The 18,194-nt window shown below is 52.9% G+C and carries 11 protein-coding genes and 1 tRNA gene; 4 read left to right on the top strand and 8 right to left on the bottom strand.

Features of this window, described 5'->3' with window-relative positions; all coding sequences use genetic code 11:
• Positions 1–420 precede the first annotated feature (420 nt).
• Positions 421–492 (bottom strand) — tRNA-Arg (locus BM123_RS17055).
• Between the two features lie 509 nt (positions 493–1,001).
• On the opposite strand from BM123_RS17055, the gene BM123_RS17050 reads away from it, so the two are divergent.
• The 3 genes from BM123_RS17050 to kdsA all read left to right on the top strand — a co-directional run bounded on the left by BM123_RS17050 (position 1,002) and on the right by kdsA (position 3,967).
• Positions 1,002–2,339 carry a TlpA disulfide reductase family protein gene (locus tag BM123_RS17050; RefSeq protein ID WP_090170841.1) on the top strand — a complete coding sequence of 446 codons (1,338 nt, stop codon included), beginning with the start codon at positions 1,002–1,004 and terminating at the stop codon, positions 2,337–2,339.
• Between the two features lie 13 nt (positions 2,340–2,352).
• A complete protein-coding gene (locus tag BM123_RS17045) occupies positions 2,353–3,021 on the top strand; it encodes a Rossmann-fold NAD(P)-binding domain-containing protein (RefSeq protein WP_090170838.1) in 669 nt (222 codons plus the stop codon).
• A 136-nt stretch (positions 3,022–3,157) separates the two neighbouring features.
• A complete protein-coding gene (gene kdsA / locus BM123_RS17040) occupies positions 3,158–3,967 on the top strand; it encodes a 3-deoxy-8-phosphooctulonate synthase (RefSeq protein ID WP_090170848.1) in 810 nt (269 codons plus the stop codon).
• A 278-nt stretch (positions 3,968–4,245) separates the two neighbouring features.
• On the opposite strand, the gene lysM is transcribed toward kdsA, so the two are convergent.
• The 3 genes from lysM to BM123_RS17025 all read right to left on the bottom strand — a co-directional run bounded on the left by lysM (position 4,246) and on the right by BM123_RS17025 (position 10,988).
• Positions 4,246–4,695 (bottom strand): peptidoglycan-binding protein LysM, encoded by a 450-nt coding sequence (lysM, locus tag BM123_RS17035; protein WP_090170835.1) that lies wholly within the window; start codon positions 4,693–4,695, stop codon positions 4,246–4,248.
• Between the two features lie 95 nt (positions 4,696–4,790).
• The gene (locus tag BM123_RS17030) at positions 4,791–5,318 is read right to left on the bottom strand and encodes a hypothetical protein (RefSeq protein ID WP_090170832.1); all 528 of its coding nucleotides are present in this window, start codon (positions 5,316–5,318) and stop codon (positions 4,791–4,793) included.
• A gap of 147 nt (positions 5,319–5,465) precedes the next feature.
• Positions 5,466–10,988 (bottom strand): alpha-2-macroglobulin family protein, encoded by a 5,523-nt coding sequence (locus BM123_RS17025; protein WP_090170829.1) that lies wholly within the window; start codon positions 10,986–10,988, stop codon positions 5,466–5,468.
• Positions 10,989–11,062: 74 nt separating this feature from the next.
• On the opposite strand from BM123_RS17025, the gene BM123_RS17020 reads away from it, so the two are divergent.
• A complete protein-coding gene (locus tag BM123_RS17020) occupies positions 11,063–11,698 on the top strand; it encodes an LON peptidase substrate-binding domain-containing protein (RefSeq protein WP_090170826.1) in 636 nt (211 codons plus the stop codon).
• 36 nt (positions 11,699–11,734) lie between these two features.
• Here the strand turns inward: BM123_RS17020 and BM123_RS17015 are convergent, their stop codons facing one another.
• The 4 genes from BM123_RS17015 to BM123_RS17000 all read right to left on the bottom strand — a co-directional run bounded on the left by BM123_RS17015 (position 11,735) and on the right by BM123_RS17000 (position 18,176).
• Positions 11,735–12,130: an HIT family protein gene (locus BM123_RS17015; RefSeq protein ID WP_090170823.1), complete on the bottom strand. Its 396-nt coding sequence runs from the start codon at positions 12,128–12,130 to the stop codon at positions 11,735–11,737.
• Between the two features lie 5 nt (positions 12,131–12,135).
• Positions 12,136–12,609, bottom strand: a complete 474-nt coding sequence (gene greA / locus BM123_RS17010; RefSeq protein ID WP_175489437.1) for a transcription elongation factor GreA — start codon at positions 12,607–12,609, stop codon at positions 12,136–12,138.
• Between the two features lie 240 nt (positions 12,610–12,849).
• Positions 12,850–13,899 (bottom strand): PorV/PorQ family protein, encoded by a 1,050-nt coding sequence (locus BM123_RS17005; protein ID WP_090170818.1) that lies wholly within the window; start codon positions 13,897–13,899, stop codon positions 12,850–12,852.
• Positions 13,900–14,090: 191 nt separating this feature from the next.
• Positions 14,091–18,176 (bottom strand): hypothetical protein, encoded by a 4,086-nt coding sequence (locus BM123_RS17000; RefSeq protein ID WP_090170816.1) that lies wholly within the window; start codon positions 18,174–18,176, stop codon positions 14,091–14,093.
• Positions 18,177–18,194 lie beyond the last annotated feature (18 nt).

Genomic DNA, 18,194 nt, shown 5'->3' with positions numbered 1-18,194 from the left:
TAGAAAATTCGGCAGGATTCATTCTAGCGGCCAATATTCAGATGGTTCTTTCGTCGATCAGTAGAAACCGAGACTCAAATTTTTAGACATGCTCTTAATGACGAAGATATTAAAACTCTCCCACCAGACCAGGGTTACGCTCTTTTAGCTCTCGCTCCAGTACGGCAACCCATTGACGAAGTAAATCATTCAGTTCCTGCGCCTGCCCGCTAATAAGAAGTTTCGACTGCTGAAACAGTACTGTCAGCAAACTTTAGCCTGAGATGCTTACTCACATCTATTAGAATCAAATCCTAAATATAGTAAAAAACCCGGAACGTTAAGAGCTAAAACAAACGAAAGTGTCGTCAATAAAAAAGCCCGCCACCCCAGTATTCACGGGATGGCGAGCCATTGAGCCAACAAATTGTTGTAGCTGAGTGGTCTCGGGTGGAATCGAACCACCATCGCAGGCTTCGGAAACCTGTATACTATCCGTTGTACTACGAGACCGGATTAAACTTAAAATTCTTTTCAAAGCCAGTAACTTTTTACTGGGAGTTTCACTAGTCTCGGGTGGACCGCCGAAGGCAGACGCAACGCGCACCGAACCACCATCGCCCGCTTCGGACCGCCGCAGGCAGCAGCGAAGCTAAACCTGTATACTATCCGTTGTACTACGAGACCGGACACTGCCTAAACGCACACCATCAAGGATAGGTTGCGCCAGAAGCGGGGCAAAAGTACGTTGGACAGTTGGCTTGTGCAAGGGAAAAGGCTTCTCAAAAAGAGTAATCGAAAGACCGGCAATCACCTAAAGGTGTTTTTGGGGCGCGAACGCAGGTGCAAAGCAAAAGATAAAAAGCAGGGATAGTAAGCACATCGCTGCATTTTTTTGGTTCGTCGCAAAGCAAGGAGTGGCTTCTCCTGGTAGCTGCTAACGGACTGCAAAGAGCTTGTTAACTACCCGGCACAACCTCAAGCCGGTAACCGTGTTAAGCAAAGTAATTGAATCACACCTTATGCATCGTTTACTGATCCTTTTTCTTGCCTTTCTTTTTCTTTCTACCTGCACCTTCGTGCAGGAGCGCTACCCGACCCTTCCGCCCGGCCCCTACCGGGCTACGCTGGAGCTGGAATACAACCCCATCGTCCCGAACCCGAAGGGAGCCCCCATTCCGGAAAAAACCAACCTGGAATTTGAGGAAGTGACTGATGGCATTCTTCCCTTCACGATGGACGTGGTCTACGAAAACGACACCACCTTTCACATTGAGATGCACAACGGAGCGGAAACCATCACCGTGCCGGCCGAAAACATCGTCTACGGACGAGACCAAAACGCTGGTCGGGATACCCTCCGCATCGATTTTCCGGTCTACGACACCCACATCAGCGCTTACCACGAAGAGAACATCATCGAAGGTGTCTTCGTGGTTCACTATCGGGACAACTACCGGATCCCCTTCAAGGCCTACTTTGGCAAGGATCACCGGTTCACGCCCCTGCGCAAAGAACCCGTGGCCGACCTCAGCGGCAGCTGGGCCGTTATGTTCGGCCGGGGAGATGAAGCCCCCTACCCTGGCATCGCTGAATTCACCCAGGAAGGGAACCACCTCGAAGGCACCTTCCGCACGGAGACCGGAGACTACCGTTTCCTGGAAGGAACCGTACAGGCGAATAAGCTTTACCTCAGTGTTTTCGACGGCAGCCACGCCTTCCTCTTTGAAGCATTGATCAAGGAAGACGGTACCCTGAGCGGCACCTTCCGCTCTGGCCGGCACTACATCACGAACTGGACAGCCAGGCGCGACCCGGACTTCAAACTCATCAGCCCAGACGAGCTAACGCTGATGAAGGAGGATATCCCCCTCGCCTTCAGCTTCCCCACCATAGAAGGAGAGGCCGTCTCGCTGGACGATCCGAAGTACGCCGGCAAGCCCAAACTCATCAAAATTATGGGTACCTGGTGCCCCAACTGCCGGGAAGAAGCTGACTTCCTGAAAGAGTACCTCGCCGAGAACGACACCAAAGACCTGGAAGTCATCGCCCTGGCTTTCGAGCAGTACGGCGCTGATGATGACCGCAGCCGGGAGGTTATTCGCCGTTACCAGGAGACAATGCAAGTGCCCTGGCCCATCCTGCTGGCCGGGCCAAATGATAAAGACGCTGCAGGAGATGCCTTGCCCATGCTCAACAAAATCATCAGTTACCCTACCCTGTTGTTTGTAGACCGGGACAACAAGGTAAAGCGTATCTACACGGGCTTCAATGGCAAGGCAACGAGTAAATACGAAGAATTCCGAAAGAGTTTTGACGTCTCCGTTCAAGAATTAATTGGCGCTGAAGCCAGCCGCTAAACACTCAATCGACATGGAACTTACCGCTTCAAACAAGACGGCGCTGCTCTTTGGCGCTACCGGCCTTGTCGGCAACGAACTTCTCGACCAGCTACTGGAGCATCCGGCTTATGAGCGGGTGATTGCGCCGGGGCGCCGGCCGCTGCGCCGGCAACACGACAAGCTCGACTGCCCGGTAGTCGACTTCGACCGGCTGGAAGATCAGTCGGGAAAGATCACCTGCGACGATGTCTTCATCGCTCTGGGTACCACCATTAAAAAGGCGGGTAGCAAAGAAGCCTTTCGGAAAGTCGACTATGACTACATTGTCAAAGCAGCCCTCGTCGCTAAGGCCGGTGGAGCCAACCAATGTATGCTCGTATCTTCAGTAGGGGCTTCAACGGAAAGCCGCTTTTTCTATAGTCAGGTAAAGGGGCAAACGGAGGCGGCCATCCGGGAGATTGATTTCTGGGCCATCCATATCTTCCAGCCTGGAGTGTTGGTCGGTAACCGGGAAGAATTTCGCCTCGGCGAGCGGGTTGGTATCGGCATCTCCAATTTCCTCCGCAACATCAGCCCCTCCATTCTGGGCGATTATAACCCGACGCGGGCGGATGTGCTGGCGGCGAAGATGATTGCGGCTGCGCAAGGAGTGAAGAGCGGACTCCAGATACATAATGCTGGTGAGCTGTTGGATGAATAATCGGACACCCTCTATAAACCTCCATGGTTGATTTTTCCGTTTACAAAACGCGGTAGCCTACCAGACTACGAGACCACAAGACTACCTTTGCCCCTCCAACTTTCCCCTGCACCTGCGTTCGCGCCAAATGATTGCCATGATCCAAGTCCCCAAGCTCAAGCACACCGATAAAAATGCTTTTTTCCTCATCGCCGGCCCTTGCGCCATTGAAGGAGAAGAGATCGCTATGGAAATCGCCGAACGGGTGGGTGAAATCACCGACAAACTGGGCATTCCTTACATTTTCAAGGGAAGTTACCGCAAGGCCAACCGTAGCCGGATCGACAGCTTCACGGGTATCGGCGACGAGAAAGCCCTCAACATTCTCGCTAAAGTCGCCCAACGCTTCGACTTGCCCACGACCACTGATTTCCATACGGACGAAGAAGCCGCTATGGCCGCCAACTACGTAGATATTCTTCAGGTTCCGGCTTTCCTTTGCCGGCAAACCAATCTGCTCGTCGCTGCCGCCAAAACCGGTAAGGTCGTCAACATCAAAAAAGGACAATTCCTCAGTCCGGAAGCCATGGCTTTTGCCCGCCAAAAAGTAATCGACAGCGGCAACGATCAAGTGTGGCTTACCGAACGGGGCGCTACTTTCGGCTACACTGACCTGGTAGTTGATTTCCGGGGTATTCCCGTCATGCGTTCGCTCGGCAGCCCCGTCGTTATGGATTGCACGCACAGCCTGCAACAGCCCAACCAGGCCAGTGGTGTCACCGGCGGCAAACCTGCCCTGATTGAAACCATCGCCAAAGCCGCAATCGCCGTTGGTGCTGACGGGATCTTCATGGAAACCCACCCCAATCCATCCGTCGCCAAAAGCGACGCGGCCAACATGCTCCCGCTGGATAATCTGGAGGGTATTTTAACGAAGTTGCTACGGATTCGGGAAGCGGTGCTGTAGTAGTGATAGTATGATAGTAGTGGTAGTATGGTAGTAGCTGCCACGCGTGGGAGGGCATGCCGCTTCGCGGCTCAGGTCAACCAAGTACTAAAATATTGGCGAGGGCCTCTCCTCCAACTCCTCTTCTCCTCCTGCTCCTTCGGAAAATAGGTCCTACGCTCTTGCAACCTCCACAAAGCGAAAGGATCAACAGTCCTGAAACCGTTGATCCTTTTACGTATTAAAAAGTCTACAGGCAGTACTCTTTGACTGCTTGACTAACTGACTCTCTGACTCCCCTACTGAGGAATCCGCAGCACCTGCCCCGGGTAAATTTTATCCGGGTGGGTCAGCATTGGCTTGTTAGCTTCGAAGATCGCCTCGTAGCGCATCGGGTCACCGTACTGTGCTTTGGAGATCTTGGAGAGGCTGTCCCCGGCCTGAACCGTGTAGAATACGGCCTCGGGTTTGGGGTTAGCCACATAAATGTTGTTGGCTACAGAACCAATGCCTTCAATGTTGCCCAATGCGAGAACAACTTTTTCGGCCTGTTCCGTCGTATCAGTAGCGCCTTCAACGATTACCTGTTCGCACAGTTCAAGGCGAAGATCGTTGATCGGCAAACCGAGACGCTTGATTTCGGCTTCCAGGATTTGTACTTTCGTCAGCGCTACCTCTTTGGTAGCTTCGACTTCTTTTTTGCCAAACAGTTTGGCCCCTTTTTCTTTAAGGAAGGAGATTAATCCCATGGTTAACTAACATTTTTGGTACAGGAACTATTTCCTACACTACTAAAGAGTAGACGTACCTATTTGTTCGAAGTCACAACATGATTCAGCATTAACTAGCTTTCCAGGCTGTTTTCATTGAGTTCTTTGAGTTTAAGGCTCACCATTTCGTCGGTCAGCTCATCTTCCGGCTCCAACCAGTCTTTGATAAATTCGGCCAGCTCTTCGGGGCGTTGGGTGCCGATAAGCAGCCTGTCTCCATTCTGCATTTCGAGTTGCAGGCCCTGGCTTCCGTACATATTGAATGCCTTGCCGGCCGACCCGACCCGGTAGCCCCAGCCTCCAAATTCGCCAAGCGGAGAGTACTTACGCACAAAGGCCCGCTTGATTTCTGACTTAAAAATTCGTTTACGGCCAAGGGGCCAGAATTTCACTTCCAGGCCGTCTTTAGAAATAGCCGTCCTCAACTCCAGCGTAGCCAGCAGGATCATCACCAAAGCAATCACTAATGGCCCGATTAACAGCTCCATGGTTGGCACGGCATTCCAGTCCCGATAAGCAATGTACAGTAAGCCCGCAAAAATGGACAGATTGAGCAGCCAGAGCCACCAGTGGTTGAACTTTTGCGATTCTTTGTAGAGCATATTAGCAATCTTAAAGTTTGTAAGGCGCGGACGCAGGTGCAGGGGGGGGGTAGACGCGGTGCTTTCAGACGCCTTCGGCTTTTAGGCACTACGCTTTTAGGCTTCGCCCTCGGTTAAGTCTTTACCAAAGCTCTAAAAGCGAAGCGTCTATTTACTCACCTCCACCCATCGCCCCTTCACGGCAGCCTTCACGTCATTGGCGTACATTGCTTCACTTACCTGGGTGGGCAGGTAGTATCGTCCCGGATAGGTAGCCGTCATTCGGAGAGCGAAGTTTTTCGTCTCTCCCCGGTTAAGATGGAAGAAAGTATACACCCGGTCATCCCGGAAATCGCGGTAGAGGTAACTTCCCTCCTCGCCGGCAGCGCCGGCGGCGGAAAGGCGGTCGTTGCTCACCTCCCAGCCCGAAGGCAGGAGGCTTTTCAGCGCCAGTTGGCGATAGTTCATCCCTAGTGTGCCCGGGTTTTTGACGGTGTAGTTGGCGACGAAGTCTGTCCCCGACGGTAGATTACTTACGTCAATGGCGTTACCATCGTCATCGGTATAAGTCACGCTAAGGACCAGGTTCTCGTTCTTCGTTTCTTCCTCTCCGGCGCGGGCTTTGCCGCTCGTTACTACCGTAGCGTATAGTGTGGCCGTGCCAGTGTTCTTAAGGGTAAAGCTTCCACTTCCAGCCTCCGTCGGGAGATCGATTCGGTAGATGCCGGTCTTTGCCCCTACGGCGTTGCGGGCGACACCGGGAAGGGTAAAGTCCGCACTCAGCGAACGGTTATCGACTTCGCTCATCTTACCGATGGCGACGAAGGCAAAAGCGGCCTCCTGCGTACTCAGCCAGTTGCGCTTACTGATCCGCTCCGCCAGGCGGAAAGCCTGCTTACCGGCATCGCTATCTTGTCCGGCCGCTAACTGACCTTCCAGGATTATGGACATATCCCGGATGTCACTGCCAAAGGTGTAGCCCAATTCCCGATAAGCTTTTACGTCCGTTTCTCCTCCACTGATCAGATCAGCAGACGCTGCCTTCTGCCCGACAATCGCGTAAGCAGCAGCCAGCTGAAAACGGGCGGGGGCTGACAGGGAGGACTTAGCCCCCTTCAAGCGGTTCATGGCGCCAATTTCCGCTTTACCGCCCAGCGCAAGGCCATAGAGCCGGTAGGCCTGATCCAGGGTTCGTTGTCTGCTGGACACATAGTAATCCCCATTACCAGACCGCCAGTTACCGGCGGCTTTCCCCTGGAAGGCCATCAGGTTTTTCTTCAGGTCCTGTGGGACGGAGAAGCCGGCCCGTTCCGCCTCAATGAGGAAGTGCATTACGTAGTTAGACGCCCAGGGGTGCGGAGTACGGTCACCGGGCCAATACCCCATTCCTCCGCTGCTGGTTTGAAATTTCCGCATGGCCTGCAGACCTGCATTTACGTTCATTCGCCGTTCTTTTTCCTGAGCGGGCGTAAGTTCCGTCACCTTGTCCAGATAGAGTTGAGCAAAAGCCGGAGAGGTGGTTTGCTCCACACACCCGTAGGGGTAGCGCAACAGATAACGGAGATGGCGATCCAACTGCATAGCGGGCAAAGATGAGAGCTCAAGGCTGGCTTCCTGCGTTCCCGGCAGGCCGAAATTCTCGTAGGCAATAGTTTCACTGCTCCCTGCGGTGATCGCCACCGTGGAACTGCGGGAAGTTACTTCATTCGGATGACGGACGTCGATTTCCACCTCCTGACTGGCACTTTCCCCGTTACCACTTCCGCTGACGGAAAATTTGGCGATGCCCGTTTTGTCTCCCACCTGCAGGGGGAAATAAGCCAGCTGATCGCCGGCAGCGGAAAAGCTCATGGACTGGTTATTGCTACCCACATTTACCAAGCCGGCGCTTTCGGCTACGTTAAGGCTGACGTTCCTGACTTTGTCCGTCATGGCAAAAACATTAACGGGCATATCCACCCTTTCGCCGGGTCCCAGCACCCGGGGAAGCGTGGGCAGCAGCATGAGGGGCTGCCGGACGGGAATTCGCTTCGCCGCCGTGCCAAAGGCTTCCGCACTGGAAGCAACTACCATCAGGCGTACCGCGCCTACGTAGTTGGGCAACTCAATTTCATGCCGACCTGTCTTTCCTCCCGCCAGCTGGAAGGGCCCCAGATGACGCACGACCGGCTCAAAGCGGTTGGCCGACTGCGTCTCATCATCCATCTCACCACCATCACCGCCGATGGCCAGTACTTTGCCGAACTCTCCGTTCAGGCTGCCGATGACGAATTTATATAAATCATAGGTCCGGACGGACATGGCTTCTTTGGCATAAAACTTGTCGTGAAGGTCCGGCGTCCGGAAACGGGTCAGGCCCAGCAGGCCTTCGTCCACTACGGCAAGGGTGTAATTCATGTCCTTCCCCCCGCTTTCAGTGACGCTTACTGTGACGGATTCCCGGGGCTTCCATTCGTCAGCGACCGTTAACTCCGGCGTTAGAACGGTAGCCGGATCAGTTACCTTTATCGGCACCGTACCGTACAGGCGAACCGGCCGGTCGTTGGTCGTTTGTTCATAGGGCTGCAGCAGACTTACGTTGGCATAAACCGTGGGCACCATGCGCTCATCCGCTTCGAAGCTGATGGTGGTTTCACCTGCTTCCGCCTCAACCCAGAATTGCTCGATGCTCCCTGCTCCCGTTTCCAGGCTGACCAACAGACTACCACCAGCACTGGTGGGCACCTTAATGTTTACCTGTTGCCCTTCCGCTACCTCCGGATTATCAGCTTTGAGCTGTAGCAGGGAGGCCGACTCCCGGTCGCCCTCCTGTTGGTTATATCCCGCGTAGAAGTAATCTCCCGTACAATGCCCTCCTTCATCACAGACCCGCAGGAGGTAACGGCCCCAGCGGGGAACTTCTACCTTTACGCTGGCCGAGCCATTACTGTTGGTCGTCGCCGAATAAGTCTCCATTGCTTCCGTGTGGCGGCTACTGTTGAGGCGGGCAACGTTGTCATTATTATCCTGCCACCAATAGCGCCAATTCACCCGGTACAAGCCAATATTCAGCTTACGGCCGCCTACGGCTTCTCCACTGGTGTTGACGGTACCGACCTCAACGGTAGAGCCGCCGTTGAGGGCCACCCGCTTACCGCCCCATTTCCCTTCTGGCAGGCGTACGCCTGCATAAACAGCATAAGGGTCTACGGGAATTCGTTGGTTGTCGATACTAAAGTTACCCCCTGGTTCGAAGACCTTCGTGCTCAGGCCAGCGTATAAGGGGCCGGGCATAGAACCCTCTGACAAAGGAATCTCCAGGGGAGAGTTCCCCGATTCGTCCAGGGTTCCGGAGAAAATTTCCTCCTGACCGAAGTTTTCTAATTCTCTGGCGGGGTCGAGGAAAACATAATCTCCCCATTTCGGGAAATCCGGGCTTCGCTCGGAGACATTCATGAGCACTTCCGCCTTAAGATTAGAGGCCGGAGCTCCGTAGAGCCACTTGCTATTGAGCGTAGCCGTTTCGTTTCCGGGGCTTAAGCCACCTGCGGGTAGAATGAGGTCGATTGATAATCGGTTGGGCTTCACCGTCTCGATCATCAGCGGGCAGCGGTAAGTTTTGCCTCCGGCATTAACCGTTGCGGTCCAGTTCCCCGTTACGTCGCTTTTCTTCGTGGTGAAAGGCAGCGGGTACAATCCTCCGCTTTTGAAAGCGGGCAGTACGGTTCTGCGTTCCACTACCCTCCCCTGAGCATCCTGCAGTACGAATTCAACGGGGTAGTTGTCCGGCAGGCGTTGCTGCCGGTCTTGTAAGACGAAGTTCAGGAAGACCTCGTCTCCGGGCCGCCAGACACCCCGTTCGGTATAGAAGGCCCCCTTGATGCCGCCGGCACTTTCAGTGCCACTGATGTCAAAACGGCTCATCGAAAGATCGCCACTGTTCAGGTCGAGGTAGGCAACGTCATCTCCGAGATCTGCCGTAATTAGAGCTGGCGCCTCTTCGGTTGTCATTAGCACGCGGCCGGAAGCATCCGTCGTTCCGCTGTAAAGCTCCTGCTGCTGGTAGCTGTAAGCACGCACCCGTACACCTTCACGTGGTCGGGCGGAAATCAGATCGGTGGCAAACACCAGCGTCGATTTATCGGGGTTTCGCTTGGCGATCAGGCCCAGATTCGAGGAGATGATATTCTGCGTGATGAACTTATCCCGGTTGTAGTAAGCAGGCATACAGGGGTTCTTGCGGTCATCCCAGTCAAAGCCATCGTAGTAGCCATACACACCGTAGTAGTCTCCAAACTTGCTGACGGTTTCCGTAAAGCCTACGCTAAAGTCATCCTGCTCATCGGAAGGCTCCGAAACACCGAAGTCACTTGCTTCTGCCTCACATCCCGCTACGGCGTCTTCCATCGTGAAGCCTAGCCTTATTTGGTAGATGGCCGCCTCTTCATCCTTAATGTATTTGCCCAGGTCGATGGCGTAGCGCGTCCAGCGGGAGCTATTCACCGCAGCACTCAGACTGCTGAGTTCAATTCGTTCCTGCACCACAATTTTACCGACCCGGCGAAGTGTCCAGTCGTTGGGGGTACTTGCCAGAGAATTATCCTGCAAGTATTGATTGATGTTATTGGCAAAGATTTGTACCAGCTCAATCCTCACGGCCTGAACACCTACCGCCTCAAAGGGGAACAAGCGCTTTCCGGTATGCGGTAAGATCGCTCCTTCTCCCACCGTACGAAGCATGGGCTCGGTGCGTCCGAGATTGAGTTTCCAGCTGGCGGCGCGGCCCAGGCGAACGCCAGCGGTATTTTTGATCCCATCCGTCAAGGTTACATTGACTTCTCCAAGGTTATCTCCCTTCGGGTAAATTTTCAAAAGATTACCGTCCACACTTGTGGTGTAATTCATTGCTGTATTAAAGGTGACGAGCCCTTTAAAATTTTGCTTGGGGTCAAGAGCGTCACTAAAGCGCGCCACTATTGCACCATCACTGTTTTCATCGACCAGCAGGTTTTCTACCCGAAAGTCGTCCGAGGCCGGGATCGCCACCGATAACTCTCCGCTGACGCCCTTAAAGCCCATTTTTTCTCCGTCATAACTGATGGTAACGGGTTCCGGAGACTTTCCCCGGTCGGGCCCAAGTACCGTATAGGTGTAACTCAGTGCGTCCACTCCGGCCTCCACCACTACATCCAGCGTTTTACCACCTTGCTTAGCGCTTAGGAGGCGGCCAACTTCTTCCGTACTGGAGGCATCATTGGTAACTACTCTACCCGTAATCTGCAAGTCAGTGCCACCCTTCGGGATGTAAACACCATCCGTAATTACTTCAGCCCTTCGTTCGGGGGTACTGAAAGAGAAGACGAAGTCTTCTTCGCCGGCAATTTTAACCCTCACCCGATAAGACGTGGCTGCGGCCCAATTCCCTTCCGGAGTATAGGTTAGCGTATTGCCCGCCATTGAGGCGGTTCCTTTGGTGGCCGGACTAACCGAGATTAAGTCCGCAGCCTCCCCTTCCGGCGCTTCGGCAAATTGTACATAGATAGATTCTCCCCGGCCGATAACCCCACTGGTGTGGGCTTGCAAAGCGGCCGGGATGGCGACCGCTTCGGTTGCCGCTGAGACGGCGGCGTCCTTTTGATCACAAGCCGGAAAGAGGGTGATTATTAATAAAAAGGAAAGAATTAGGTGTAGAATATGGATTGGGCGTATCATAGTGGTGGGTTCTTCGAAACAAATTAGTCTAAACTTGCTTATTTAACCAAGTCAACGATGCGCGAATCCTTTATATGACCGAGAACATAGCTTTATTTCCCCTTCAACTGGTCGTCTTCCCCGGCGAAACCCTCAATTTGCACATTTTCGAGCCCCGCTATCGACAATTAATCGAGGATGCCGAACAGCAAGGGACCACTTTTTGCGTGCCAACGGTCATCAACGGAAAAATTCGCCCCGTTGCGACGGAAGTTGAACTCACGGAAATAGCGATGCGGTATCCTGGCGGAGAAAGTGATATCCACTGTCTGGGTAAAAGAGTTTTTTACCTCGAAGATATTTGGCGGAATTTCCCTGAGAAACTCTACCCCGGAGGAAGCGGCAAATTGCTGACGGTTGACCTCGAAGAGGACCCCGCCATTAATGAAGAAATTATTTCTATTACGACCGACATTTACCGCCTGTTGAACATTGACAAGACGATCAAGTCTACCGCTGAAGGATTCAAAACCTACGATATCAGCCACTACGTAGGCATGACGCTTGAACAGGAATATGAGTTACTTACCCTCCTGAATGGAAAGGAAAGGCAACAATACCTCCTGAATCATCTCCAATCCATCAGTCCGGGTATTGAGCGTAAAACAGCCATCCGGGACCGGGCGAAATTAAATGGCCATTTTCGGGAATTGATGCCTCCGGAATGGTAGGCCCCGTACCGGGTCTACCGCGGAAGGGAGAATGGATCAGGCTTCCATCTCAGCAGCTACCGCTGCTGCAATCTCTTTCATCCGGTCTTCGCTGACAGCGATGGACTTCCCGAAGCGGAAGTCCCCCTCTGAGGTAACGGGCACGAGGTGTACGTGCGTGTGTGGCACCTCCAGGCCCAGTACACCCACCGCGATGCGCTTACAGGGAACAACTGCCTGCAGGGCTTTTGCAACACGCTTGGAAAACAATGTGAGCCCGGTTAGCTCTTCATCGGAGAGGTCGAAGTAGTAATCTTCTTCGCGTTTGATGATACAAAGCGTATGCCCTTCAGTCATGGGGCGCACGTCGAGAAAAGCTAAGAACTCTTCTGTCTCCGCAATCCGGTAGCAGGGGATTTCCCCCTGGACAATACGCGTAAAAATCGTTGCCATTGAGTCTAGATATTGATAGCCATGATCTCAAACTGAATGGTACCATTTGGCGTAGTCACTTCTGCGATGTCGCCTACCGCTTTCCCCAGCAAGCCCTGGCCCATTGGGCTGTTTACCGAAACCTTCTTTTCCCGCAGGTTGGCTTCTGTTTCCGCAACGAGCATGTAAGTAATCTCTTTATTGACCTTCAGGTTCTTGATGGTCACCTTGCTCATCACCGTTACCTTGCTGGTGTCCAGTTGGCTGGTGTCCAACACACGGGCGTTGGCCATTATTTTTTCTAACTCGTTAATTTTCATCTCCAAAAGGCCCTGAGCGTCTTTTGCTGCGTCATATTCAGCGTTCTCTGAGAGGTCTCCTTTCTCCCGTGCCTCGGCAATTGCCTTAGCTACGTTAGAGCGGCCCGTTGTGGTGAGTTCATCAAGTTCAGCGCGAAGGTTATCATATCCTTCCTGAGACAGGTAGTGCGTTTGGGACATGGTCATGCAAGTTTTAGGCAATGCAGAAAGTTTCCCCGTCTTTCCCTGGGGGAAAGTCGCAAAAACCTGGCATGCCGTGGGTTAACTATTTACCGCCGTGCTTGGTCTTCCACCGGCGAAGGGTAAAAACAAGAGCGTCCTTACCGTAGTGGTAAGAACGCTTTTGAGTATATTATGGTTTCAAAGATACGACTTTTCCTTTAGAGCAGCAAAGCCGGCAATCTGTTGAATCAGTAGCTTTTAGATAGAAACGCTGAGACCAATGTTGTGGGTACCGTTGAAAATGCGCGTATTTCTCCAGGCGTAATCAACGCTGAAGCTGCGGCTCGCGTCCCCTTTCGAGAAAGGTACGCGGATACTGGCTCCTGCGCTCAATCCGTCGTACAGCGGTACTTCCGTCAGCTCATCAGTCTCCATATCGGTACGGTAGCCTACCCGGGCAATGAACTGCTCGCGGAAGGCATATTCCATGGCAGCACCGAGTTGGTCCCGGCTGAAGGAGTTCGCCGTAAAGTTTCCAATCAAGGTAACCCGCTGATTTTCGATTCCGGACAGAAGATCGTACGACATGCCGATGTTCAGTACAGAGGGCATTTCGAAACCAGCAGCACGCTGATCAAAGGTAAGATTATAAGAAGTCGATGGATCGGGGTTCGGGGCCGAAGTGGCCAGCCCCTGACCGCCGTAAGCCATTCTGGAACCGATGTTGCGCAGGCTGAGGCCAAACTTGAATTCATCCTTCTCACCGGTAACGTACTGCACACCAGCGTCAATGGCGAAGCCGAAGGCGCTAACGTCACTGGTCCCTTCACTAACGCCGCGCAGGGTTACGCCCACGGAAACCGCTTCTTCGAAGGTATAGCTGTAGCTAAGACCGATGTTGATAAAGCTGATGTTCAGTAAGGCACCGGTGCCTTCCGGTTGGTTAGTGGTCGTAACGGGTACGTCTCCAAAATCAAGGCTATGGATGCTGAAGCCAATAGCACTGCCACCCTTTCCACGGCTGGCTACGCCAAGAGATTGCTGCGAAAGGCCAGTACCCTGAAGGTAGTTAGCATAGCCAATCATGACGCTTGTGCCCGTCATACGAGACAAGCCAGCCGGGTTAATTCTCATGGATTCCACGCCGTAGACACTAGACGTATTAAGTGAGTGCAAACCGGCGCTGGGAGCCCATGGGTTCATCAGCAACTGAGCGGCTCCGGCTTCGCCCTGCCGGTCGGGGTTTCCGGCAAAGAGGCTGCTTGCTGCCAGGCCGAAACAAAGAACGAGTAGGTAGATTTTCTTCATACTACTGTATAGGTTGGTTCCCGGAAAAGGGAATATTTTTTCGGGCGTAAGCAGTGCTTGTCCCGGTTAAGTTAAGATTAGGGCGGGGCCGCAGGTGCAGGGGGATGTTTATTAAAAGCAGTGGAAAAATCAGCCTCCATTGCCTCAAAGAAAAACCCTTGCACCTGCGTCCGCGCCGGATAACGGAAGCTTTACAGCCCCGAAGGATCGAATTGCCGCTGCACCCCGAAGAATTTCAGCGTCCGCTCACCCATACCTGGTGCGGTAACGTGGATGAGGTAAACACCACTGGCAACCGGGATCTGCTTGAAGTTCCGTAAATCCCATTCCAGAGCCGGAGAGATTTGACGTGAGCCAATCGGACCGTTGCCTCCGCGAACCGTTGCAGGAATTTCGTCCCGTTCGTATTTACGGATAAACTTACCGTCAAGCGAGTAGATCGTCACCGTTGCCTGCGCGGGCAGGTTGGTGATCTTCACGTTTGTTTCAAACTGGCTGTCTTCGTAGACACTAAAGCCGTAGTAAGGGTTAGGAACAACATTGATCATATCCAATGCCCGGGCAACACCCGCCTCATCGAGGTTTTCGTTAGCACTCTTACCGTCAATGGTAAAGCGGTAGGTCGGGTAGCCATTGCTGTCTTCCGTTCCTTCGGCGTAGTTGTACTTGTTCGTCACCCGCAACTTAATGGTTGCATCGTTAGGGATGATACCGTCTTCGTAAGACAACAGTTCAGCTCCCGGCGTCAAGAGCGGGAAGCCTGCCCAGATGATCTCCCGTACACCATTCACCTTACGGCTAAGGGTAGTACGAGGCTCAAAACGACCTTCCAGATACTCACCGCCATCGTAAGGGCGCTTGGTAACGTAGAAGAAGTGCTGTGCACCCGCTACGAAATTAAAGAGACTGAGCCCCTGTTGGCCTGGCACCTGTTCGAACACAACATCAGAAGGATTCCAGATCATGTCATTACCATTGCCCTGAACGGTAAAATCGTCTCCGTCAGTCTCCACCTGTCGACCGTCGTACAAGCTGTTTTCTCCCCAGAAGATTTCCAGTCGTTGACCTGTTTCCACATCTACGGCGTAGCCGGGGAACCAACCCATACCCCGGGCCAGATCAGGGTCAACATTTTCGTCTACCATTGGCAGGCCGTTAGCATCAGCTTCTCTGGTAACACTCGGTGCGTCACGGGTGTCAAACATCCGGGCGTGGTCGTCTGGCTGACTGAATACACCATCGTTTTCCGTAAAATAGTTAGCCGTTTCAATAACCGGACAACGGCTCCAAAGCGACTTATCACTGGTAAGAACAATATCCACGTTGTTTAACTGATCCATGCTAAAGAAGCGGGCCGCACTACCGTTGGTGGAAGTCGTGGAAAGCCACACCGGAGAGATAAACGGAACGCCGTTCTCTTTAGCCTCCCAGTCCATGAGCTGATAAGGGTAAATTCCCGGGAACAGATCGCTGTAGCGCTGTTCCGGATCATCTTCCTCAAAGGAATCAAATGTTTCTGTATCGACGTAATCGAACAGGTTAACATCCAACTGGGCGATACCCGTCCCGACGGAGAAATTGTCCGGAAGGAAGGTTAACCAGGGGTCAGCGTCTGGATCGTCATAGGTGATGGTACCACCAACAGCACCGTTAGCGCCATCAGGGTCATCCCCCGGTTCAGCGGGGTCAGCAACCCGGACGGCAAAGCCAAACTCAGGCACAATTTGCTCATTATCTTCACTGATGGGGCGCTCACTGATGATCGTGGGTTCACCACAATCACCAAGGCAGCGTAGCATCCAATTGACAGGAGCATCAAGGTCGTCGTTGCTCATGTCTTCATCGAAGAAAGTTACTTCGTATTCACCGTCCACTACGTCGAGCGGGTTAGCAACGAATACATCGATCGGACCGGCACCGACTTCATAGGTGATTTCACCGTTAAAGTCTTCTCCTGCGGCGAAAGCAGCCTCCATGGCCTCACGGGTTTCGGCCGTTACGTCCAGGAAGTTCCCGATGTTTCCTTCTCCGGAAATACGGGTAATGGCCGCTCCGTCGCCATATTCTGCGGCGAGCTCCTTATCGAGAATCGGACGGGGGATAACCTCATAGAAGGGCTGTCCGGTAAGCGGGTCGCCAATGTTTCGGCTGGAAGCTTTGTATTGCTGAGACTGCCCCGGATTATCCTGATCCAGCGGGTCGTACTCCTTGTAGTTGTTGTAACCATAAGCTACTACCGTGAAGTAGTACCGACGATGGTTGATCAAGCGTGTTTCACCGCCACTGGCGAAGGCGTCCTGGGTAATTCGCAAGCTGTGACGAATACCGTTATCGGAACCGGAAGCCTGCAGCGAAGGTACCAGGAAGGGATCCGTAAGGGGGTTATCATTTTCCCCGATGGGGTCCCAGTTAAATACCTTAGTGATACCGTTGTTGAGATCGAATTGGGCAATCTCACGCACCCGTTCCGGATCATCGACATCAGCAAGTGAAATATTCGGGCCACTGAATTGGTAAACACGGTAGCCTTCGAAACGGTAGAGACTGTCAAAACCACGGGGTACCCCAAGGCCAGGCTCTGTGTACTGCTCGTTGAAGTTATTGCTACTCCCGCCATTACTGAGAAGTAATACAATTTCCTGATCCAGCTCGATGATGTCAACGTCTGGTGCGTCGGGTCCGTCACAAATGTCAAAACAGTTATCAAAAAGACTTTGCGCCAGGTCGTCTGCTTGTTGCAAACGCTGGATGGAAGGGTTAGGATAGGTCTGGTTAGGAACCCAAACTACCCCAACGATAAGCTCGTTAACCGCTCCGGGCTGGAGCGTGAAGGGACCGGAAGCCTGCAGTGTACGACGGTCACCAAAGGGAAGATCGGCCGTTACCATAGAGTGACCATCCGGGTCATTGGGGGCACCCGTAAAGACATAGCGGGTGGGTGTTCCACCAGGTACGTCATAGCCACTTTCTGAGTCAAAGAGCGGAGAACCGTCCCGCCAGATACCCTGCAGATAGTTGTAGTATTCTTCTGCAGTACTGGGGTCAGTTGTAGCGGGAGCCGGACCACCAATTCCGAGGTTGTTCATGTAGATAAACGAACTCATTCCGAGTTCTTCCTCACCTACTTGAACGCCATTTTCGAAAATGGGAGCACGCGGGCCACGGAAGTAATCAACGCCCAGAATTGGAATTTCGTCACAATACGTATTCACACCACCTGAACAGGTACAACCGTCTGCGCCGTCCAATTCGTCTTCATTATAGACGTAAGCGAGGGAACGAGTAGTGTCACAACCTACGTAGTCGTCCGTAAAACAACCCAAATCCGGGTCAACCCACATGGCGAAGTAAGTATCCAGGATATCCTCCTGTGCCCGATTGATCAGCTTATAGCGCTGGAAGGTCATGTTATTGATATCATCGGAAGTAGTATAAGCAAAAGCCTGTACCTGAACTTCCATCTGAATTTGAGTCGGCGTACCCGACTGCCGGTGCGTGTTACCCGCATCGTTATAAATCCAGAAAGCCATTTCTTCGGGGAACTGAGGCGTCTCGCCACAACCCCGAATTTCGATAATCGGGTAGTCTCCTAGTGTCGGGTCATAAATACCGTCGAGGTCTTCGTCCCAGAAACCGGCCAGTCCCTGGTTAGTATTCGGAAGCTCAAAGCCGTTCTCATCAAAGAAGTAAGGGTTGCCCGTTGAAGGCCAACCTAGAATATCGGAAGGAATCTGTGACGGATCCAAAGGCAGTTCATTAGCCTCTAAAGCATCTTCGTATAGTTTCCGGAAATCACGTATATCCTGTCCCTTTACCGTAAAGAAACGGTCCCAGCGGGCACAAGTATCTTTAGAAGTGGTTCCCTCATCCGTTAAAGGCCCGGGGTAATAGTCAAATTCAGCGTCGCTCCGGCCATAATCCTGAGCAGCAACTTTCAACCCGCCGCCGGGGTCACGGCCACCGAGCCAGACGGCTCCGGCAAAAATAGAGCTGATCTCCTGAACCCCTTCCGGTGGCTTAGGAACGATATAGCGACCGTTAGTGCCATCCCACCAAACGTCTCCTCCCGTAGTAAGACGAGCACGGACATTATTGATCTCCATGTCAATCTGCTTGGTAGCATTGTCACAGTTAGACCTGAAATCAATGCGCTGTTGCTGAGAAGCGCTGACGGGTCTGGGTGCCCGGGTAGGGTCTTTAGCGGCCTCTACTTGAGTCGTGGGTAGCAACAGGGCCACCAGCACGATCACGAAAAGAATATGCTGCTTAATTTGCATAGCTTAAAAATTATAATT

This window comes from Neolewinella agarilytica, from assembly GCF_900110645.1.
Lineage (GTDB): Bacteria > Bacteroidota > Bacteroidia > Chitinophagales > Saprospiraceae > Neolewinella > Neolewinella agarilytica.
Note: the sequence above shows the minus strand (reverse complement) of the source record. Positions and strands in the feature narration are given on the sequence as shown.